General features: G+C 62.0%; 19 protein-coding genes. 8 read left to right on the top strand and 11 right to left on the bottom strand.

Annotated elements, in window-relative coordinates:
* The first annotated feature begins 28 nt into the window (after positions 1–28).
* Complete coding sequence (bglX, locus tag CAF80_RS02455) at positions 29–2,320, top strand: beta-glucosidase BglX (RefSeq protein WP_074691053.1); 2,292 nt, start codon at positions 29–31, stop codon at positions 2,318–2,320.
* A 164-nt stretch (positions 2,321–2,484) separates the two neighbouring features.
* Here the strand turns inward: bglX and CAF80_RS02460 are convergent, their stop codons facing one another.
* The 9 genes from CAF80_RS02460 to CAF80_RS02500 all read right to left on the bottom strand — a co-directional run bounded on the left by CAF80_RS02460 (position 2,485) and on the right by CAF80_RS02500 (position 11,624).
* Positions 2,485–3,642 (bottom strand): phosphatidylserine/phosphatidylglycerophosphate/cardiolipin synthase family protein, encoded by a 1,158-nt coding sequence (locus CAF80_RS02460; protein WP_039771477.1) that lies wholly within the window; start codon positions 3,640–3,642, stop codon positions 2,485–2,487.
* A 1-nt stretch (position 3,643) separates the two neighbouring features.
* Positions 3,644–4,234: a YceI family protein gene (locus tag CAF80_RS02465; RefSeq protein ID WP_085666798.1), complete on the bottom strand. Its 591-nt coding sequence runs from the start codon at positions 4,232–4,234 to the stop codon at positions 3,644–3,646.
* An 81-nt stretch (positions 4,235–4,315) separates the two neighbouring features.
* On the bottom strand, positions 4,316–5,086 hold the full coding sequence (locus CAF80_RS02470; RefSeq protein ID WP_039771471.1) for an IclR family transcriptional regulator: 771 nt from the start codon (positions 5,084–5,086) through the stop codon (positions 4,316–4,318).
* 59 nt (positions 5,087–5,145) lie between these two features.
* Entirely contained in the window at positions 5,146–6,603 is a 1,458-nt protein-coding gene (locus CAF80_RS02475) for an amidase (protein WP_085666799.1), read from the bottom strand.
* Complete coding sequence (locus CAF80_RS02480; protein ID WP_064594013.1) at positions 6,600–7,910, bottom strand: citrate-proton symporter; 1,311 nt, start codon at positions 7,908–7,910, stop codon at positions 6,600–6,602. Before CAF80_RS02480 ends, CAF80_RS02475 begins: the two co-directional genes overlap by 4 nt.
* Before the next feature lie 79 nt (positions 7,911–7,989).
* A complete protein-coding gene (locus tag CAF80_RS02485; protein ID WP_085666800.1) occupies positions 7,990–9,165 on the bottom strand; it encodes a M20 aminoacylase family protein in 1,176 nt (391 codons plus the stop codon).
* Between the two features lie 143 nt (positions 9,166–9,308).
* Positions 9,309–9,611 (bottom strand): amidase, encoded by a 303-nt coding sequence (locus tag CAF80_RS02490; RefSeq protein WP_085666801.1) that lies wholly within the window; start codon positions 9,609–9,611, stop codon positions 9,309–9,311.
* Positions 9,608–10,687, bottom strand: a complete 1,080-nt coding sequence (locus CAF80_RS02495; protein ID WP_085666802.1) for a serine hydrolase — start codon at positions 10,685–10,687, stop codon at positions 9,608–9,610. Before CAF80_RS02495 ends, CAF80_RS02490 begins: the two co-directional genes overlap by 4 nt.
* 31 nt (positions 10,688–10,718) lie before the next feature.
* Positions 10,719–11,624, bottom strand: coding sequence for an acyl-CoA dehydrogenase family protein (locus CAF80_RS02500; RefSeq protein WP_085666803.1), 906 nt, complete (start codon positions 11,622–11,624; stop codon positions 10,719–10,721).
* A gap of 153 nt (positions 11,625–11,777) precedes the next feature.
* Between CAF80_RS02500 and olsB the strand changes: the two genes are divergently transcribed.
* Together olsB and CAF80_RS02510 are read left to right on the top strand one after the other, a co-directional pair.
* Positions 11,778–12,533 carry an L-ornithine N(alpha)-acyltransferase gene (olsB, locus tag CAF80_RS02505; RefSeq protein WP_007957877.1) on the top strand — a complete coding sequence of 252 codons (756 nt, stop codon included), beginning with the start codon at positions 11,778–11,780 and terminating at the stop codon, positions 12,531–12,533.
* Positions 12,533–13,327: a 1-acyl-sn-glycerol-3-phosphate acyltransferase gene (locus tag CAF80_RS02510; RefSeq protein WP_074691046.1), complete on the top strand. Its 795-nt coding sequence runs from the start codon at positions 12,533–12,535 to the stop codon at positions 13,325–13,327. Before olsB ends, CAF80_RS02510 begins: the two co-directional genes overlap by 1 nt.
* A 14-nt stretch (positions 13,328–13,341) precedes the next feature.
* Here the strand turns inward: CAF80_RS02510 and CAF80_RS02515 are convergent, their stop codons facing one another.
* On the bottom strand, positions 13,342–13,914 hold the full coding sequence (locus CAF80_RS02515; protein WP_039771450.1) for an ACP phosphodiesterase: 573 nt from the start codon (positions 13,912–13,914) through the stop codon (positions 13,342–13,344).
* 171 nt (positions 13,915–14,085) lie between these two features.
* On the opposite strand from CAF80_RS02515, the gene CAF80_RS02520 reads away from it, so the two are divergent.
* The 4 genes from CAF80_RS02520 to CAF80_RS28455 all read left to right on the top strand — a co-directional run bounded on the left by CAF80_RS02520 (position 14,086) and on the right by CAF80_RS28455 (position 17,534).
* Positions 14,086–14,388: a helix-turn-helix transcriptional regulator gene (locus tag CAF80_RS02520; protein ID WP_007957866.1), complete on the top strand. Its 303-nt coding sequence runs from the start codon at positions 14,086–14,088 to the stop codon at positions 14,386–14,388.
* Between the two features lie 33 nt (positions 14,389–14,421).
* Positions 14,422–15,585: an MFS transporter gene (locus CAF80_RS02525; protein WP_011332833.1), complete on the top strand. Its 1,164-nt coding sequence runs from the start codon at positions 14,422–14,424 to the stop codon at positions 15,583–15,585.
* 32 nt (positions 15,586–15,617) lie between these two features.
* A complete protein-coding gene (locus tag CAF80_RS02530; protein ID WP_085666804.1) occupies positions 15,618–16,667 on the top strand; it encodes an alkene reductase in 1,050 nt (349 codons plus the stop codon).
* Between the two features lie 165 nt (positions 16,668–16,832).
* Complete coding sequence (locus tag CAF80_RS28455) at positions 16,833–17,534, top strand: hypothetical protein (RefSeq protein WP_139831656.1); 702 nt, start codon at positions 16,833–16,835, stop codon at positions 17,532–17,534.
* A gap of 436 nt (positions 17,535–17,970) precedes the next feature.
* Here the strand turns inward: CAF80_RS28455 and CAF80_RS02535 are convergent, their stop codons facing one another.
* Complete coding sequence (locus tag CAF80_RS02535; RefSeq protein WP_085666805.1) at positions 17,971–18,603, bottom strand: TetR family transcriptional regulator; 633 nt, start codon at positions 18,601–18,603, stop codon at positions 17,971–17,973.
* A 266-nt stretch (positions 18,604–18,869) separates the two neighbouring features.
* Here CAF80_RS02535 and emhA point away from each other — a divergent pair, with 266 nt between their 5' ends.
* The gene (gene emhA / locus CAF80_RS02540; protein ID WP_085666806.1) at positions 18,870–20,027 is read left to right on the top strand and encodes an efflux RND transporter periplasmic adaptor subunit EmhA; all 1,158 of its coding nucleotides are present in this window, start codon (positions 18,870–18,872) and stop codon (positions 20,025–20,027) included.
* Positions 20,028–20,030: the final 3 nt, after the last annotated feature.

Here is a 20,030-nt window from a genome sequence, read left to right on the forward strand (position 1 = left end):
GCCGTTTAGGCCCTTGAGAAAACTATTCATGAAGAAGCTGTGTTTGCTGGGCCTGTTCGTCAGCCTGGCCAGTCATCAAGTACTGGCCGCCACGACCCCGGTCCCCCTGGAAAACAAGGATGCGTTCATCAGTAATCTGATGAAACAGATGACCCTCGACGAGAAAATCGGCCAGTTGCGCCTGATCAGCATCGGCCCGGAAATGCCCCGCGAGCTGATTCGTAAAGAGATCGCCGCCGGCAACATCGGCGGCACGTTCAACTCGATCACCCGCCCGGAAAACCGTCCGATGCAGGACGCTGCCATGCGTAGCCGTCTTAAGATCCCGATGTTTTTCGCGTACGACGTGATCCACGGTCACCGTACGATTTTCCCGATTCCGCTGGCCCTGGCGTCGAGCTGGGACATGGACGCCATCGGCCAGTCCGGGCGCGTTGCCGCCAAGGAAGCCGCCGCCGACAGCCTCGACATCACCTTCGCGCCAATGGTCGACATCTCCCGCGACCCGCGCTGGGGCCGCAGCTCCGAAGGTTTCGGTGAAGACACCTACCTGACCTCACGCATCGCCAAAGTCATGGTCAAGGCCTATCAGGGCGAGACCCCGAGCGCGGCCGACAGCATCATGGCCAGCGTCAAGCACTTCGCCCTGTACGGCGCGGTCGAGGGCGGTCGCGACTACAACACCGTCGACATGAGCCCGGTGAAGATGTACCAGGACTATCTGCCACCGTACCGCGCAGCCATCGACGCTGGCGCCGGCGGCGTGATGGTGGCGTTGAACTCGATCAACGGCATCCCGGCCACCGCCAACACCTGGCTGATGAACGACTTGCTGCGCAAGGACTGGGGCTTCAAGGGCCTGGCGGTCAGCGACCACGGCGCGATCTTCGAGCTGATCAAGCACGGCGTGGCCCGCGACGGTCGTGAAGCGGCGAAGCTGGCGATAAAGGCCGGCATCGACATGAGCATGAACGACACCCTGTACGGCAAAGAGCTGCCGGGGCTGCTCAAGTCCGGCGAGATCGAACAGAAAGACATCGACAACGCGGTGCGTGAAGTGCTCGCCGCCAAGTACGACATGGGCCTGTTCAAGGATCCGTACCTGCGCATCGGCAAGGCTGAAGACGATCCGGCCGACACCTACGCCGAAAGTCGCCTGCACCGCGCCGACGCCCGTGAAGTGGCGCGTCGCAGCCTGGTGCTGCTGAAAAACCAGAACGAAACCCTGCCGCTGAAGAAAACCGCCAAAGTTGCGCTGGTCGGCCCGCTGGCCAAGGCCCCGATCGACATGATGGGCAGTTGGGCGGCCGCCGGTCGTCCGGCGCAATCGGTGACCCTGTTCGACGGCATGAGCAATGTGATCGGCGACAAGGCGAACCTGATCTACGCCCGTGGCGCCAACATCACCAGCGACAAGAAGGTGCTCGACTACCTGAACTTCCTCAACTTCGACGCCCCGGAAGTGGTCGATGACCCACGCCCGGCCAACGTGTTGATCGACGAGGCGGTGAAAGCCGCCAAGAATGCTGACGTGGTGGTCGCGGCCGTGGGCGAGTCCCGTGGCATGTCCCACGAATCGTCGAGCCGCACCGACCTGAACATCCCGGAAAACCAGCGCGAGCTGATCCGTGCCCTGAAAGCCACCGGCAAGCCGTTGGTGCTGGTGCTGATGAACGGCCGTCCGCTGACCATCCTCGAGGAGAAGGAACAGGCCGACGCGATTCTGGAAACCTGGTTCAGCGGCACCGAGGGCGGCAACGCCATCGCCGACGTGCTGTTCGGCGACTACAACCCGTCGGGCAAACTGCCGGTGACCTTCCCGCGCTCCGTGGGCCAGATCCCGACCTACTACAACCACCTGAGCATTGGCCGGCCGTTCACGCCGGGCAAACCGGGCAACTACACCTCGCAGTATTTCGATGACACCACCGGGCCGCTGTTCCCGTTCGGTTTCGGCCTGAGCTACACCAACTTCAGTCTGACTGACATGGCGCTGTCCTCGACCACCCTGAACGCCACTGGCAAGCTCGACGCCAGTGTCATGGTCAAGAACACCGGCAAGCGTGACGGCGAAACCGTGGTGCAGCTGTATATCCAGGACGTCACCGGGTCGATGATCCGTCCGGTCAAGGAGCTGAAGAACTTCCAGAAAATCATGCTCAAGGCCGGCGAGCAGAAAGTCGTGCACTTCACCATCACCGAAGATGACCTGAAGTTCTACAACGCCCAGCTCAAGTACGCGGCCGAGCCTGGCAAGTTCAACGTGCAGATCGGCCTGGATTCCCAGGACGTGACGCAGCAGAGCTTTGAATTGCTGTAATTAGCCAAGCGCTGCAAAACCTGTAACCGATCGTTCCCACGCTCCGCGTGGGAATGCCTCAATGGACGCTCTGCGTCCGCTTTGGGACGCGGAGCGTCCCGGGCTGCATTCCCACGCGGAGCGTGGGAACGATCAACGCTCTGCGTGGGAACGATCAATTGCGCTTAGCCGCGTCTGTCGAGCAAGTTGACCACCACCCGATCTACCCAGCCCCACACCCGCTGCTTCACCCGCCGCCACAGTGGCCGTTTCCGCCATTCCTCCAGGCTCACCTGCTGACTCAGGCCGAAGTCCTTCTCGAAACTCGCCGCCACCGCTGCCGTCAGTGACGGGTCCAGCGCTTCCAGATTCGCCTCAAGATTGAAGCGCAGATTCCAGTGATCGAAATTGCACGAGCCGATGCTGACCCAATCGTCCACCAGCACCATTTTCAGGTGCAGGAAACACGGCTGGTACTCGTAGATTTTCACCCCGGCCTTGAGCAGGCGCGGGTAGTAGCGATGCCCCGCATAACGCACCGACGGATGATCGGTACGCGGCCCGGTCAGCAGCAGACGTACATCGAGGCCACGGGCGGCAGCCTTGCGCAGGGAGCGGCGGATTTTCCAGGTCGGCAGAAAGTACGGTGTGGCCAGCCAGATCCGCTGCTGGCCGCTGTTCAGCGCGCGGAACAGCGATTGCAGAATGTCGCGATGCTGGCGGGCGTCGGCGTAGGCCACGCGGCCCATGCCCTCGCCCGTGTCCGGCACGCGCGGCAGCCGTGGCAGGCCGAAATGCGCGTTGGGCCTCCAGGCCCGGCGATGGCGGTTGGCGATCCATTGGCGGTCGAACAGCAACTGCCAGTCGAGCACCAGCGGGCCGGTGATTTCCACCATGACCTCGTGCCATTCGCTGGTGTCGTGGCCCGGCGTCCAGAACTCGTCGGTGACCCCGGTGCCGCCGACCACCGCCAGACGCTGGTCGACCAGCAACAGCTTGCGATGATCGCGATAGAAATTGCCGACCCAGCGCCGCCAGTTCAGCCGGTTGTAAAAACGCAGCTCGACCCCGGCCCCGGTCAGCCGCCGGCGCAGCGTGAGGGTGAAGGCGAGGCTGCCGTAATCGTCGAACAGACAACGCACCCGCACGCCCCGCTCCGCCGCCAGCACCAGCGCCTGCACGATGGTTTCGGCACAGGCACCGGCCTCCACCAGATACAGCTCCAGTTCGATCTGCTCGCGGGCGCGGGCAATCTCGTCGAGCATGCGCGGGAAGAATTGCGGGCCGTCAATCAACAGCTCGAAGCGATTGCCATCACGCCACGGAAACACCGCGCCGCGCATGTCAGCGCGCCGTGAAGATCAGCACCGCACCCACCGGCACCGACAGACTGATGGCCGACAGGCCGGCCATGTTGCGCAGGCTTTCCAGGCCCGGCAGCAGATCGAAATCCTCGGCGCTGATCACCAGCGGCTCCAGGGTCACCACCTGAAAGCGTCGGTCATCGAGGCGCGTGGCGAGCAGCTCGGCGGGGTATTCATGCTGTTTGCCGTGCAGGTTGACGGTCAGCGGCAGGCGCAATTCAAGCTGCGCGCCGGGGGCCAGATCGTTGATCGGGCGCAGGTCGATCTGGGTGGTGATGGTCGCTTCGGGGAATTGTTCGATCTGGAACAACTCCTTGCGCATGCGCTCGTCGCGCAGGGGGATGCCGCTGTTGATCGAGTCCAGCTCGACCTCGACCACGGCGCGCCCGTCGGGATCGACCTTGCCGTGCAGCACCAGAAAGCGCTGCACTTCGGACACGTTGGCGCTTTTCGTGCTGACGAACGACAGCCGCGACGACTCGCCGTCCAGATACCAGTTGGCCTGGGCCGGCAGCGCAGCGGCGCCCAGCAGCAGACCGGCGAAGGCGTTGCACAGAGAACGGTTGAACATTGAAAACTCGTGGGGCCGATAAACGTGCACGAACCTTAACTGGCCTTGGCGTTATTGCAAACTGTCAGTCTGTGCAAACACTCAGGCCAATGCCTGCTGCACCTCGCCGATGGTCGACGCGAGGCTGTTGAGGTGCAGGCTCAGCACCCGTTCCACCGGCGCCTGATCCATCGGCCAGTGCAGCGCCATGCTGCCGACCAGCCGCCCTTGCGCACAAATCGGCAACGCCACCGCGCGAATCAGGAACGGCAGGCGCACCGGGTATTCCCAATAACCTTCGGTGCGCTGGCCGAAACCCTGATGCAAGGCTTGTTCGGTGGCCTGCAATACACCGTCATCCGCCAATTGTTCGCGCTCGGCCAGACGTTTCACGTCCTGGCTGTCGAGTTCGCCGAGGCACGCGCGGCCCATGGCCGAATGAAACAGGCTGGCGTGATGGCCGACGATCTGGCAGTTCGTTGGATAGCGCTTGCGCAACACCTGCGGGATCGCACTTTCCATCACTTCAACCCGTTCGCCATCGAAGCACGACAGATCCGCCACCAGCCCGGTGCGCTCGCTGAGCTCCAGCAGCATCGGCGCGGCGCTTTCCACCAGGTGGCGTTTGAAACGTTGCTGACGATCACCGAACAGCCGTTTGGCGCACAACCGGTAGCGGCGGTCGCTGAGGCCGCGATAGATCCAGCCCTGCTCCTGCAAGGTCGCGAGCATCCGCGACACGGTGGCCTTGGGCAGAGTCGTCAGGTAGTGCAACTCTTCAAGCCCCAACGCCTGATGCTCGCCGAGCAACTCGACGATGGCCAGCGCCCGTTCGACCGAGCGCACGCTGCCGGTGTCTGCCTTGCTGCCCATGTGTTCGACCTCCATGGATGCGGATGAAAGATCACTTCGTGCAGCAAGATGCGGGCCGCTCAGGCCGATTGCAGGCATGCCGGCGGTCGCCGTTCGACCCAGCGGGTCAGCTGTTCATGAGCGTAGGCCAGTTGCAGCACCGCCCGATCCGCCTGGGCCGGGCCGATGATTTGCAGGCCCATCGGCAACCCGGCCGGGTTGAAACCCACCGGCACGCTGATGCTCGGCAACCCCGCCAACGTCGGGCCTATTACCACTTCCATCCAGCGGTGATAGGTGTCCATGGTCTGCCCGCCGACGACTCGCGGCCACGCTTGCTGTGCATCAAAAGGGAACACCTGGGCGGTGGGCAGCAGCAGGAAATCGTAACGCTCGAACAACTCGCTCAACGCGCGATACCACTCGCTGCGCGCGACCGACGCCTGATAGACCTCGGCAGCGGTCAGACGCAGACCGCCCTCGATTTCCCATTGCGCTTCGGGTTTGAGCAATGACCGTTTTTGCGGATCGGCATACGCCGCGCCGAGGCTGCCCTGCACCAGAAAATGCCGGTGGGTGAGCCAGGTCTGCCACAGGCGCTCCATGGAAAAGTCCGGCTGGCAGGCCTCGACCTGACAGCCCAGCGCACTGAAATCCGCCAGCGCCGACTCGCACAGGCTCAACACGCCGTCGTCCATCGGCAGATAGCCGTTGTAATCGCCAAGCCAGCCGAGGCGCAGGCCGTTGCAGTCCTGTTGCAGATCCAGGCTGAAGTCCCGTGGTTCATCGGCCAGCGATAGCGGCACCCGCGGATCGTAGCCGGCCTGGGTCGAGAGCAATCGCGCGACGTCGGCGACCGTGCGCCCCATCGGGCCTTCGGTGGCCAGTTGCTGGACGAACACTTCCGGCATCGGCCCATGGGGCACGCGGCCTTGGGACGGTCGGAAGCCGAACACGTTGTTGAACGCCGCCGGGTTGCGCAGCGAGCCCATCATGTCACTGCCGTCGGCCACCGGCAGCAGGCGCAGGGCCAGCGCCACTGCCGCCCCGCCGCTGCTGCCGCCGGCGATCAGGCCCGGATCGTAGGCGTTGGTGGTGGTGCCGAACACGCTGTTGTAGGTCTGCGAACCGAGGCCGAACTCCGGGACGTTGCTCTTGCCGATGATGATCGCGCCGCAGTCGCGAACCCGCGCCACGCTGATCGCATCGTGCTGCGGCACTTGCTCGGCGAACAGCGGCGAGCCGAGGGTCGTGCGCAATCCGGCGGTGGCCGCCAGATCCTTGATCGCCTGGGGCATGCCGTGCATCCAGCCTCGGGACTCGCCGCGATCCAGTTGCCGGTCACACTCATCGGCCTCGCTTAACAACACGTCCTGAGGGCGCAGCGAGACCAGCGCGTTGACCGCCGGATTGAAACGGTCGATGTGCGTCAGATACGCCTGCATCACCTCGCGGCACGACACCTTGCGGGCATGGATCGCCCGGGACAGCGCATCGGCGTCGAGGGCGACAATCGGATCAATGGCCAACGGACTCACGGCTTCACTCCCAGGTTGAGCGCAACGGATTTCTTCGCGCGTGGAGCCTCCTGCAAACAGTAAGTACCGAGCAGGGTCAGCAGGCAAGCGAACAAGACATAGAACGACGGCGCCACCGGGGTGTTCAGAACTTTACTCAGCCAGGTGACGATCAGCGGCGCAAAACCACCGAACACCATCACCGCCACGTTGTAGGCCACCGACACGCCGGTGGAGCGCACCTCAATCGGAAACTGCTCGGCCAGCGCCGTCGGAGCCGGGCCGAAGAACCCGCCAATCGCCGCGCACAGCAGCAGTTGCATCACCAGCAAGCGCTCGATCGAAGGCGCTGCCGCGACCCACACATACAGCGGATAAACCATGACGAAGAACGCCAGGGTGAAGGCCATCAGCACCGGCCGCCGACCGAGGCGATCCGACAGCGCGCCGGACAATGGAATCACCACGGTCATCAACCCCACCGCCAGCATCTGCACCAGCAACACCTGATCCAACGGCAGGCCGAGGTTCTTGTGGGCGAAGGTCGGCATGTTCACCAGCACTACGTAAAACGATACCGTCGCGCCGCACGCCAGGCCCATCGACACCAACAGGCTGCGGCGATGTTCGCGCAGCACCTGCCACAGGCCCGGTGCTGCGCCTTTGGCTTTCTTGCGCGCTTCGAGAAATTCTTCCGGTTCTTCCATGTGCTTGCGAATCCACAAGCCCACCGGGCCGATCAACAGGCCGAGCACGAACGGAATCCGCCAGCCCCAACTGTCCAGCGCCTCGGGGGAAAACAGGTGCGTGACCAGCGCCACCATCGCCGCGCCGCTGAACACCGCCAGGCATTGCCCGACCAGTTGCCACGAGCCGTACAAACCCTTGCGATGGGCCGGTGCGCTCTCCACCAGAAACGCCGTGGCGCTCGCATATTCACCGCCCGTGGCAAAGCCCTGAAGCATTCGCGCCACCACGATCAGCAGCGGCGCGCCCATGCCGATGGCGGCGTAGTTCGGCGCGAACGCGATCAGGGCGATGGACACGGTCATCAGGCGGATGATCATCTGCATCGCGGCTTTGCGCCCTTTGCGGTCGGAGTAGATGCCGAGCAGGATGCCGCCCACCGGGCGCATGAAAAAGCCGACGCCGAAGGTCGCCAGCGCCATCAGCAGCGAGGCGTAGTCGTCGTCGGACGGGAAAAACTGCCGGGCAATGATGCTCGCCAGAAAGCCATAAACGATGAAGTCGTACCATTCCAGGGCGTTGCCGATGACGGCGGCGACCACTTGCCGGGTGCGCGAAACGCCTGCGTTCGAAGTCTGCATGGGGATTCTCCAGAAGCTGTGGGTTGACCACGCAGGCACATGCGCACCTGCTTTCCAGCGGCAGCAAAAAGTGAAGAAATCAGGCCGGCTTGAGCCAGCTCTCGGTGAGCGCGCCCCAATACGCCGCGCCGGTCAGCAGAATGTCATCGTTAAAATCGTACGCCGGGTTATGCACCATCGGCCGCGCCACGCCGTTGCCGATGAACAGGTACGCGCCGGGGCAGCGCTGGAGCATCCAGGCGAAGTCTTCGCTGCCCATCAGTTTCGGAGTGTTGCCATCGACGGCATCGGCGCCCACCAGTTCGACGCCGACCTGACGAGCGAACTCGGTTTCGGCGGCGTGGTTGACCAGCACCGGGTAGGCCGGGCGGTGTTCGATGGTCGAGGTGCAGCCGAAGCTTTCGGCCTGGGACTCGATGATCGAGCGCACGCGGTCCAGTGTCTGAACGCGGACTTCGGCGTTCAGTGCACGCAGGCTCAGGCGCAGGATCGCCTGTTGCGGAATCACGTTCGCCGCTTCGCCGGCCTGCAATGCGCCGACCGTTACCACCGCCGCCTGCTGCGCATCGATATTGCGCGCGACCACGGTTTGCAAAGCCATCACCACACTGGCTGCGGCCACCAACGGATCCACCGCCAGATGCGGCATCGAACCGTGGCCGCCGACGCCTTCGATGGTCACGGTGAGCAAGTCCTGCGAAGCCATCATCGGCCCTTCGCGAAAGCCCAGATGCCCCGCCGGCAGGCCCGGCATGTTGTGCATGCCGAACAGCGCATCGCACGGGAAGCGTTCGAGCAGGCCATCGGCGAGCATCGCTTCGGCCCCGCCCTGGCCTTCTTCGGCGGGCTGGAAAATCAGCGTCAGGGTGCCGTCGAACTGGCGGGTCGCCGCCAGATAACGCGCCGCACCGAGCAACATCGCGGTGTGCCCGTCGTGGCCGCAGGCGTGCATGCAGCCTTGATGCCGGCTGCTGTAGGCGACGCCGGTGTTCTCGATGATCGGCAGCGCATCCATGTCGGCCCGCAGCCCGAGCTTGCGTGTGCTGCTGCCGTTGCGCAGCACGCCGACCACGCCGGTCTTGCCGACCCCGGTGTGAACTTCATAACCCCACTCTTCCAGCGACCTGGCGACCAGCGCCGAGGTGCGGCTTTCCTCGAAACCGAGTTCAGGGTGGGCGTGAATGTCCTGGCGAGTGGCGTGCAGGTCGCTGGCCACATCGTTGAGCCAGGCCAGAATGTGCTGATGTCGGGGCATGACGGATCTCCTCGCGCGGGTGTTCCCGGTCTTTTTGTTCGGTGTTGTTTCACGACACGTGAACGGCAGGTCGTTCTCACCGCCAGATAACCGCGAGACACGCGAGAGGACAATCGAATGTGGTTCCACAGGGTGGAACCGGATCAGTGTTGCAGGCGACAGCCCTGGCGTTCGCCTAACCATTGGGCGCTGTTGCTGCGTCCCAGGCCGCTGGCGGTGACGATTTTTTGCGTGCGGTCATCGGTCAGTTCGCTGGGCAGCCACTGCTTCACGTAGCCCCGGCAATACTCGGCGTCGTTGTTCATCACGTAGCGACACGAACAATATTCCTTGGCGGTGTAGGCGCTGATGATGTCCGGGAAGGCCCACAGGTTTTCGCGCTCGTGCCAGCCCCAGCCCAGCAGCACGACCAGCAGCACCAGCAGGATGCGTCTGAACAGTTTCATGGCCGCACCGCCCCGAGCACGCGCTTGAGCAATTCGTTGTGGCGATAGCTGCCGTCGCGGTCATCGGCGTAGCGCACGATCAGCAGTTTTTCGCTCGGGATCACGTACAGCGCCTGGCCCCAGTGGCCGAGGGCGGCGAAGGTGTCGGGTGGTGCGTCGGGCCATGGCGAGGCGGCGCCGTCTGCCGGGCGATTGAGCCACCACTGGCCGCCGGGCACGGCTTCGTCCTGATGGGCTTTGTAGCCGGAAAAGGGTTGGCGGTTGAAGGCGACCCAATCCTTGGGCAGCAGCTGCCGGTCGTTCCAGCGTCCGTCCCGTTCCATCAGCAGGCCGATTCGCGCTAGATCCCGGGCCGTCATATAGGCATAGGAGGAGGCGACGAAGGTGCCGGTGGCGTCGGTTTCCCACGTGGCATGGCGGATGCCCAGGGGATCGAAAAGCGCTGTCCACGGATAGTCGGGATAACGCTGTGGGCCGACGATGGTTTTCAGCGCCGCCGCCAACAGATTGCTGTCGCCGCTGGAATAGCGGAACACCTGCCCCGCTGGCGCGTAGCGGTCGTGATCGGCGGTGAAGGCGGCCATGTCGCGGTGGCCACGGGTGTAGAGCATCGCCACCACCGAGGATTTCAGCGGGGCGTATTCGTAGTCTTCCTGCCAGTCGATGCCCGAGGCCCAGTGCAGCAGATCCTTGAGGGTGATGGCCGGGTGTTTTTCCAGCACCGGGTAATATTTCGCGGCCGGGTCATCGAGCTTGAACAGGCCTTCGCCGTACGCCACGCCGAGCACCGTGGCCATCAGGCTTTTGCTGATCGACCAGGTCAGGTGCGGGGTGTCGGCGGTGGTCGCGGCGGCGTAGCGTTCGTAGATGAGCTGGCCGTCGCGGATCACCAGCAAGGCATCGGTGCGGATGCCTTTGCGGGTGTTGTCATCGCGGGTCGGGAAGGCATAGGCCTCCAGTGCCTCGACGGCTGGGCCGGTGAGTTTCGCGCCGGTCGGCCATTGCTCGCCCGGCCATTGTTCGGCCTGAACCGTGAAGCTGATCAGCAGCAGAAACAGGGACAGGCCTTTGAACATGGTGAGGGCTCTGGGGATGAACCTGAGAAGACTAGCCGGCGTTCATGACAGATGTGTTTTGGTTTGCCGCCAACGCCTTGGCCAGACGCTTGGCCCGCGCGCCTGCCGCCAGTTGCATGACCGACTGATCGCGCTGCCACATCGCCGCCCACTCAGGATTGCCGTTGCGCAGGGCCTGATCGACTTCCGTTTTAAGCCCGTCGAACTGCGCAAACAATCCGCCGAGCAACACATGCCCCGCCGGATTATTCGGCGGCTGACGACTGACTTCCGAACACCCGGCCAGCAGCGCCAGAAGGCGCAATTGCAGCGGCTGCGGCCAGCCGCTGTCCTGAGCGACGCCGTACAGCCACGCGGTCATTGCGCTCAACACGTAAACGTCTTCAAGGGTGCGGAACGGTTTGACATAAGCATCCCAACCGTCCCCGGCGAGCAACTCGCACAACGCATCGTCGAGATGCAACCGGCCATGGCTGATATCCGGCATCAACGGCAGCGCCGGGAGTTTTTCCACCCGCACGCCGGGTTCGCCAGGGTACACCACCGCCAGACTCAGGCGCGGTGATTCGCCGGGTTGTTCACTGCGCGCGGCGATCAGCAGCCAGTCGGCCGCATCGCCGGCGGTGACGAAATCCTTTTGCCCGGTGAGGCGCAGATCCGTGAGCCGGGTCTGCATGTCCGCCGGGCGCAGGCTGCGCTGCTCGGTCGCGCACATCGCACCGAGGCTCGGCGGCGCGCTCGGCCAGAGCATGCGCAGCGCCGCCTGATAACCCACCAGAAACGCCAGCCCCGGCGTCGCCATCCGCCGCCCTCCCGCCACCGCCAGTTCGAACGGCGTCACGCTGCCCAGTTGCTGCAGCAACGTGGCGAAGCCCTCCGCCAGATCGGCAACGGCGGGCAGGCGTTCGCGGCATTCCAGCAGGGTCGACCAGGTCATCAGAGGCTCCTCGTGGGCTGTCATATAAGCATCACCAAACATTCATGGCGATGACACCGGGGCTACATAGCCTGACTTTGCACAACACGGCTGCATAAAGAAAGTCGATCGGCTGCAACCCATGACGGGTTCAAGGCCCGTACGGAGATTCACATGACTCAGATCGCCCGCATCAGCGACACCGGCAATGAACGCCGCCTGCAAGCCGAACGCCTGATCGGCGCCGAGGCCTTGCAGCAAGCCCAGGCCTTGCGCTTCAACGTGTTCAGCGGCGAGTTCAACGCCAAGCTGAACGGCGCGGAGCTGGGTCTGGACATGGATGACTATGATGTTCACTGCAGCCACATCGGCGTGCGTGACCTGAACACCGGCCGCCTGGTGGCGACCACCCGTTTGCTCGATCACACCGCCGCCAGCAGCCTGGGCAAGTTCTACAGCGAAGAAGAATTCAGCCTGCACGGCCTCGCCGGTCTGCAAGGCCCGATCCTGGAAATCGGCCGCACCTGCGTCGACCCGGCCTACCGCAACGGCGGCACCATCGCCGTGCTGTGGGGCGAACTGGCCGAAGTCCTGAATCAGGGCGGCTACAGCTACCTGATGGGTTGCGCGAGCATCCCGATGCAGGACGGCGGCGTGCAGGCCCACGCGATCATGCAGCGCCTGCGCGAGCGTTATCTGTGCACCGAACACCTGCGCGCCGAACCGAAGAATCCGCTGCCAAGCCTCGACATTCCGTCGAACGTGATCGCCGAAATGCCGCCGCTGCTCAAGGCCTACATGCGCCTGGGTGCGAAGATCTGCGGCGAGCCGTGCTGGGACGAAGACTTCCAGGTCGCCGACGTGTTCATCCTGCTCAAGCGCGACGAACTCTGCCCGCGCTACGCCAAGCACTTCAAGGCGGCCGTGTAATGAGCCGGCTGCGGGTGTACGCGCGGATCGCGCGAGTGCTGCTGGTGGTGACACTGGGGTTGAGCATGGCCAGTGTCTTCGGATTATTCGAACGTCTGGGGCTGGCCCATTCGATGGAGCGTCGGCAGCGCTGGTCGCGGTTTTTCATGGCGCGTTTGAGCAATGCCCTGCCCTTTCGCGTGACCGTGCATGGTGAGCTGCCGAAGCAGCCGATGCTGTGGGTCAGCAACCATGTTTCGTGGACCGACATTCCGCTGCTCGGGATGCTCACGCCGCTGTCGTTTCTGTCCAAGGCCGAAGTACGCACCTGGCCGGTGGCCGGTTGGCTCGCGGCGAAGGCCGGCAGCCTGTTCATCCGTCGCGGATCGGGCGACAGCCAGTTGATCCGCAAGCAGATGACCCGTCACCTGCAAACCGCTCATCCGCTGCTGATGTTCCCGGAAGGCACCACCACCGATGGCCGTTCGCTGCGCACCTTTCATGGTCGCCTGTTGTCGGCGGCGATTGATTCCGAGGTGATGCTGCAACCAGTGGCGATCCGTTACCTGCGCGACGGCAAGATCGATTCGCTGGCGCCGTTCATTGGTGACGATGATCTGCTGTCGCACCTGATGCGCCTGTTCAGCAACGACTGCGGCGATGTCGAAATCCATCTGCTCAAGCCGATTGCCTGCCACGGTCGGGAGCGCGCGGCATTGGCGTACGAGGCCCAGCAAGCGGTGCAGAAAGCCTTGTTCGGTGATGTGCTCAAACCGGTCGAAGCACAACATGCCCGCGATCTGATAGCGGCCTGATCGGCGACATCTATCTACAGCTGCCGGCCGGCAAAGTCCTGCAGCTGTGGGTAGAACAAACGAAAGTCTTCGCTCAACGGTTCATACAACCGCCGCAACTCCTCCATCGCCCCCGCCAGCTCTTCGGGTCGGGTCAGGCGCCGGGAGATTCCACGCAACACCTGCTCCAGCACTTCGAACTCCTGATACGAGCCCAACCAGTCATTGGCCACCATGTGCGGGGCGATCTTCGCCAGGCGCTCGGGCAATTGCCGCTCGCTGGACAGCACGCGGTAAACGTCGGTGGTGAATTGGCCCAACGGACGGTCGGCGTACTGCGTCCAGTCCCGCGCCAGGCAATGGTCGAAAAACACGTCGAGAACGATGCCCGCGTAACGGCGGCGAGTCGTCGAAAACCGCGCCAGTGAAGCGTCCACCAATGGATGGCGATCAGTGAACACGTCGATCTGTCGATGCAGGGCAATCGCCGCTTCGATCTCCGGCTCGAACTGCCCTTGCAGCCGCCCTTTGACGAAATCGCCATACAGACTGCCGAGCAGTTGACCGGGGCGCTGGCCACCGAGGTGTAAATGTGCGAGATAGTTCATGGGCGCAGCTTAGCACCGCGCCCGCAATTGTTTACACCTCACATATCGTTATAACCCGATATACCGATTTATGCGGTCATCAGATCAAATTCATATTGGTGTATCGCGAAGTACCGATATAAAGTTCGCCTCATCGCGATATAGCGCTACACACATCACGAGCACCCAGCCATGAACATTGACCTCGACGAAATAATAAAAGCCCTGGCACACCCAGTACGGCGAGACATCCTCAACTGGCTGAAAGACCCGAAAGCCCAGTTTCCGGAACAGATCCACAACCACGAGTACGGCATCTGCGCCGGGCAGATCGATCAACGCTGCGGCCTGTCGCAGTCGACCGTCTCCGCCCACCTGGCCACCCTGCAACGGGCCGGGCTGATCAGCAGCCAGAAGGCCGGCCAGTGGCACTTTTTCAAACGCAACGAGGACGTGATCCAGGCGTTCCTCAGCACCCTCAGCAAAGAGCTCTGACCCTTAACGTCAGCCAGCCAAAAGGATTAAACGATGCCCCTCTCGCTACTCATACTCGCCTTGAGCGCCTTCGCCATCGGCACCACCGAGTTCGTCATCATGGGCCTGCTGCCCAATGTGGCGGCTGACCTCGGCGTGTCGATTCCCGGTGCCGGCTGGCTGGTGACCGGCTACGCCCTGGGCGTGGCGATTGGTGCACCGTTCATGGCAATGGCCACTGCAAAACTGCCGCGCAAGGCTGCACTGGTAACGCTGATGGGCATCTTCATTATCGGCAACCTGCTCTGCGCCATCGCCACTGATTACAACGTGCTGATGTTCGCCCGAGTGGTTACCGCCCTCTGCCACGGTGCGTTCTTCGGCATCGGCTCGGTGGTGGCGGCCAACCTGGTGGCACCGAACAAGCGCGCCTCGGCCGTGGCCCTGATGTTCACCGGCCTGACCCTGGCCAACGTGCTGGGTGTACCGCTGGGCACCGCCCTCGGTCAGGAAGCCGGCTGGCGCTCAACCTTCTGGGCAGTGACCGTGATCGGGGTGATCGCGCTGATCGGCCTGATCCGCTTCCTGCCGGCCAAGCGTGACGAAGAAAAACTCGACATGCGTGCCGAACTGGCCGCCCTCAAGGGCGCCGGCATCTGGCTGTCGCTGAGCATGACCGCGCTGTTCGCCGCCTCGGTATTCACCCTGTTCACTTACGTCGCTCCATTGCTGGGCGATGTCACCGGCGTCTCGCCCCGTGGCGTGACCTGGACCCTGATGCTCATCGGCCTGGGCCTGACCGTCGGCAACATCATCGGCGGCAAACTAGCCGACAAGGGCCTCGCCGCGACGCTGATCGGCGTGTTCATCGCCATGGCCGTGACCTCCACCGTCCTGACCTGGACCAGCATCGCCCTGATCCCCACCGAAATCACCCTGTTCCTCTGGGCTACCGCGTGTTTCGCCGCCGTGCCGGCTCTGCAAGTGAACGTCGTGACCTACGGCCAGGCCGCACCGAACCTGGTGTCGACCCTGAACATCGGCGCCTTCAACGTCGGCAACGCCCTCGGTGCCTGGGTCGGCGGCAGCGTCATCGCCCACGGCTACGGCCTGACCAGCGTGCCTCTCGCCGCTGCTGCGCTGGCGGTCCTCGCGCTGCTGGTGACCCTGATCACATTCCGCCAGAACGGCAATCCCGAGCTGGCCACCGCTAACTGATTCACTCACTTACCTCACGAGGGTTGTATCTCATGGCAACAATTTTCGATCCGATCAAACTGGGCGACCTCGAGCTGTCCAACCGCATCATCATGGCGCCGCTGACCCGCTGCCGCGCCGACGAAGGCCGCGTACCGAACGCGCTGATGGCCGAGTATTACGTACAACGCGCCTCGGCCGGCCTGATCCTCAGCGAAGCCACTTCGGTGACCCCGATGGGCGTCGGCTACCCGGACACCCCGGGCATCTGGTCCAACGACCAGGTGCGCGGCTGGACCAACGTGACCAAGGCCGTTCACGCCGCCGGCGGCAAGATCGTCCTGCAACTGTGGCACGTCGGCCGGATCTCCCACCCGTCGTACCTGAACGGCGAAACGCCGGTTGCACCGAGCGCCATCCAGCCTAAAGGCCACGTCAGCCTGGTTCGCCCGCTGGCCGACTATCCAACCCCGCGCGCACTGGAAAACGCTGAAATCGCCGACATCGTCGACGCCTACCGCGTCGGTGCAGAAAACGCCAAGGCCGCCGGTTTCGACGGCGTGGAAATCCACGGCGCCAACGGCTACCTGCTCGACCAGTTCCTGCAAAGCAGCACCAACCAGCGCACCGACAACTACGGCGGCTCCCTGGAAAACCGTGCCCGCCTGCTACTGGAAGTGACCGACGCGGCGATCGAAGTCTGGGGCGCCGGTCGTGTCGGCGTACACCTGGCACCGCGTGCCGATTCCCATGACATGGGCGACGACAACCTGGCCGAGACCTTCACCTACGTCGCTCGCGAACTGGGCAAGCGTGGCATCGCCTTCATCTGCTCCCGCGAGAAAGAAGGTGCCGACAGCCTCGGCCCACAACTGAAGGAAGCCTTCGGCGGCGCCTACATTGCCAATGAGCGCTTCACCAAGGACAGCGCCAACGCATGGCTGGCCGAGGGCAAGGCTGACGCCGTGGCATTCGGCATCCCGTTCATTGCCAACCCTGACCTGCCGGCTCGTTTGAAGGCCGATGCTCCGCTGAACGAACCGCGTCCAGAACTGTTCTACGGCAAGGGCCCGGTCGGCTACATCGACTACCCAACGTTGTAATCACTACGCCTTGCAATGTAAAAGCCCCGGACTCGCAAGAGCCGGGGCTTTTTGTTTATCAGGGGGGCGACTACTTGCGAAATAAACCATTACATAGATCGCATGCACTTCGACCTTGGCACTGTTATTTTCGCACCCTCCAACTAAACAAAAAGAGAAACCGTCATGAATGACACAACAAACGACACCATTTCAAAAGACGAAAACAACCATGAAGAAACTCAAATCAAAACATTTGAAAACACTACTTTAACTTCCATTTTATCAAGCTCAACCTATTTAATTAATCCAGTCGCCGCCAGTATTTTAAGCACTGTACTTTTCAACATCACCGACGACGAACACAACAAGACTACTACTCACTTAGAACTTGAAGACGAATTTCAAACCGTTATCAAAAAAGCTCAACAACAGGAAGAAAAAACCTGGAATACGATTAAACACGAAGGCAATAACAGTATTCTAATTAATATTTACAATGGAACTTCGGAAACATTTTCACTCACTCAATGCAGCTGGGATACCAGTGGACTCCAAGGAGAGGATCTGGTCATCCACCCTTGGCAATACATGCAGTTCATACTACGCAGTACGCCTCCAGCGCTTTCTGGTGGGGCGAAACGGCGAAGATCAACTCCCGTCGGACATGCGTTTACTTACTCCGGTGAAAAGCAAGCCTTTGATTTCACAACCTCAGTAAAGTTAACGGCCCCCTATGAACCGTTCGCCTTTGACACGAAAATAATCCCCAACCGCGAACATAACGTTCGTTCTATTGGTAAAGAACCACTCACCGTCAAATCTCATATAACCCGGCACCAGTCCGCTCGTCCTTACAGCTATGCCATAGTGATCAACTTAGGTTAAGCACGACCGCCCGTATAACCAATTATTGGGCTGTTGTGAACCGAGATTACTTAGTTCGCAACCATTCAAGTAAAAAGATCCCTTTGATCGTAAAGCGGTATGCACTCAAGGATGCTCCACGGTCGGCCACATCGACTACCGACAGTATTCGTCAATTACAGAAATACGAAAAAAGCCCTGGACTCAAAAGAGTCGGGGCTTTTTTGTTTATCGTAGGCCTGACGCAGCTCCAATAGGGGATCACGTCAGGATTGATTGCCTGGCACTTACCCTCTCTCACATTCCAGACACAAAATTCCTACAAAATACTGAGCTAGCAATCTGTCAATCAAGTGAACGTGCGTATATAAAAGCAGCCCATTACCGCACCGTGCGTGAAGCACCGTTCATTTTCAACATCACGGTTGACACCCACGGACCAATAACGAATTTTGTTTCATTTGCGCAGGCTGGGGCTCCAGCGCAGCATGTCCAGCCCGGTATCGACCCAACGCTCCGCCTCGGCGTACAGATCGAAGCTGTCTGGCGCCAGGAGCCATCCATAAAGGAGGCCGTCGATATAGGCGTGAATGCTGATGGCTGCCCGGGCGGTGTCGAGGTCCGCCGGCAACTGCCCACGATTGACCGCGTTACTCAGTGTCAGCGCGATCCGCACATTGCAATCGAGGCTGGCGGTCCGGCGCTGCTGACGCAGATCGCACATTTCATCGGTGAACTCGCACTTATGAAACAGAATTTCGTTGATACGCCGGGTCTTCGGATCCAGTGCAACTTGATGAAACAAATGAATCAGCAATTGGCGCATGCAGCCCAGTGGATCAGGTTCGTCCTCGCTTTCGCTGGCCTTGGCCAGTTCGTCCAGCGGCTCATGCAGAGTATCGAGCATGGCTTGCAACAGATCTGCCTTGTTGCTGAAGTGCCAGTAGATGGCACCTCGCGTCACCCCCGCCAGGGTCGCGATATCCGACAACGTCGTGCGCGCCACGCCCCGCTCATAGAAGGCTTTCTCGGCCGCTTCGAGAATCTGGCTGCGCGTTTCCTGAGCTTCCTCTTTGGTACGACGGACCATGGCAGTAAAACCTCAAACAGGATGTTTCAGGGATGGCTGAATATCCGCTGAATAAAAAAGGGTCGATCTCTCGCGGATCGGCTCCCCGGCCTACAATTTCAGACCTTGCGACGACTTTTGTAACAGGGTGGATACGACGCCAAGGTGTTTACAAACAACCATGAACGTAAGTATATTCATTAGCAAGCTACTTATCCACCCGGTAACCCTTTTTTACCCTTCCACACTTCTTGTGCGCTTTTCGCGCGCCTGACCCGAGGATCTTCATGCAATTCAAGCCAGCTGTTACCGCTCTGGTCACTGCCGTCGCCCTGGCATCGCTGCTCAGCGGATGTAAAAAGGAAGAGGCGGCTCCCGCCGCACCACCTCCTCAGGTCGGCGTCGTCACCCTGCAACCACAAGCCTTTACCCTGACTTCCGAACTGCCGGGCCGCACCAGTGCATTCCGCATCGCCGAAGTTCGTCCGCAGGTCAACGGCATCATTCTCAAGCGTCTGTTCAAGGAAGGCGGCGATGTCAAAGCCGGCCAGCAGCTGTATCAGATCGATCCGTCGGTTTATGAAGCGACCCTGAAAAGCGCCGAAGCCAACCTGCGTTCGACCAAGTCGATCTCCGACCGCTACAAGCAACTGGTCGACGAGCAGGCCGTCAGCCGTCAGGAATACGACACCGCCGTAGCCAACCGCCTGCAATCGGAAGCGTCGTTGCAAAGCGCGCAGATCAACGTGCGTTACACCAAGGTCTACGCACCGATCTCCGGTCGCATCGGCCGTTCTTCGGTGACCGAAGGCGCGCTGGTCAGCAGCGGCCAGACCGATGCGATGGCCGTGATCCAGCAACTGGACCCGATCTACGTCGACGTCACCCAGTCCTCGGTGGAACTACTGGAACTGCGCCGCGAACTGGAAAGCGGTCGTCTGCAGAAGGCCGGCGACAACGCCGCTGCGGTCAAGCTGACCCTCGAAGACGGCAGCCAGTACAAACTCGACGGTAAGCTTGAATTCTCCGAAGTGTCGGTCGACCAGACCACCGGGTCCGTGACCCTGCGCGCCGTGTTCCCGAACCCGGATCACACCCTGCTGCCGGGCATGTTCGTCCACGCGCAGTTGCAGGCCGGTGTGAACAGCGCCGCGATCCTCGCGCCGCAGCAAGGCGTGACCCGCGACCTCAAGGGCACCCCGACTGCGCTGGTCGTCGGTCCGGACAACAAGGTCGAACTGCGTCAGCTCAAGGCCAGCCGCACCGTCGGCAGCCAGTGGCTGGTCGAAGATGGCCTGAAGGCTGGCGATCGTCTGATCACCGAAGGGCTGCAATTCGTCAAACCGGGTGTTGAGGTCAAACCGACCGAAGCGACCAACGTCGGCAAGAAGAACCCGGCCCCCGCTCAGGCAGCTGACAAAGCCGCCGGCGGCAAAGGGGAGTAATCC

The organism is Pseudomonas sp. B34(2017), assembly GCF_002112915.1.
GTDB lineage: Bacteria > Pseudomonadota > Gammaproteobacteria > Pseudomonadales > Pseudomonadaceae > Aquipseudomonas > Aquipseudomonas pharyngis.

Bases quoted from the DNA above. Each gene is read 5' to 3' on its own strand.
- CAF80_RS02460 (WP_039771477.1), bottom strand. From the start codon at position 3,642: ATGCGCGGCGCGGTGTTTCCGTGGCGTGATGGCAATCGCTTCGAGCTG.
- CAF80_RS02490 (WP_085666801.1), bottom strand. From the start codon at position 9,611: ATGAAACTGTTCAGACGCATCCTGCTGGTGCTGCTGGTCGTGCTGCTG.
- olsB (WP_007957877.1), top strand. From the start codon at position 11,778: ATGACTCAGATCGCCCGCATCAGCGACACCGGCAATGAACGCCGCCTG.
- CAF80_RS02500 (WP_085666803.1), bottom strand. From the start codon at position 11,624: ATGACCTGGTCGACCCTGCTGGAATGCCGCGAACGCCTGCCCGCCGTT.
- emhA (WP_085666806.1), top strand. From the start codon at position 18,870: ATGCAATTCAAGCCAGCTGTTACCGCTCTGGTCACTGCCGTCGCCCTG.
- CAF80_RS02510 (WP_074691046.1), top strand. From the start codon at position 12,533: ATGAGCCGGCTGCGGGTGTACGCGCGGATCGCGCGAGTGCTGCTGGTG.
- CAF80_RS02485 (WP_085666800.1), bottom strand. From the start codon at position 9,165: ATGCCCCGACATCAGCACATTCTGGCCTGGCTCAACGATGTGGCCAGC.
- CAF80_RS02530 (WP_085666804.1), top strand. From the start codon at position 15,618: ATGGCAACAATTTTCGATCCGATCAAACTGGGCGACCTCGAGCTGTCC.
- CAF80_RS02535 (WP_085666805.1), bottom strand. From the start codon at position 18,603: ATGGTCCGTCGTACCAAAGAGGAAGCTCAGGAAACGCGCAGCCAGATT.
- CAF80_RS02465 (WP_085666798.1), bottom strand. From the start codon at position 4,234: ATGTTCAACCGTTCTCTGTGCAACGCCTTCGCCGGTCTGCTGCTGGGC.
- CAF80_RS02480 (WP_064594013.1), bottom strand. From the start codon at position 7,910: ATGCAGACTTCGAACGCAGGCGTTTCGCGCACCCGGCAAGTGGTCGCC.
- bglX (WP_074691053.1), top strand. From the start codon at position 29: ATGAAGAAGCTGTGTTTGCTGGGCCTGTTCGTCAGCCTGGCCAGTCAT.
- CAF80_RS28455 (WP_139831656.1), top strand. From the start codon at position 16,833: ATGAATGACACAACAAACGACACCATTTCAAAAGACGAAAACAACCAT.
- CAF80_RS02470 (WP_039771471.1), bottom strand. From the start codon at position 5,086: ATGGGCAGCAAGGCAGACACCGGCAGCGTGCGCTCGGTCGAACGGGCG.
- CAF80_RS02520 (WP_007957866.1), top strand. From the start codon at position 14,086: ATGAACATTGACCTCGACGAAATAATAAAAGCCCTGGCACACCCAGTA.
- CAF80_RS02495 (WP_085666802.1), bottom strand. From the start codon at position 10,687: ATGTTCAAAGGCCTGTCCCTGTTTCTGCTGCTGATCAGCTTCACGGTT.
- CAF80_RS02515 (WP_039771450.1), bottom strand. From the start codon at position 13,914: ATGAACTATCTCGCACATTTACACCTCGGTGGCCAGCGCCCCGGTCAA.
- CAF80_RS02525 (WP_011332833.1), top strand. From the start codon at position 14,422: ATGCCCCTCTCGCTACTCATACTCGCCTTGAGCGCCTTCGCCATCGGC.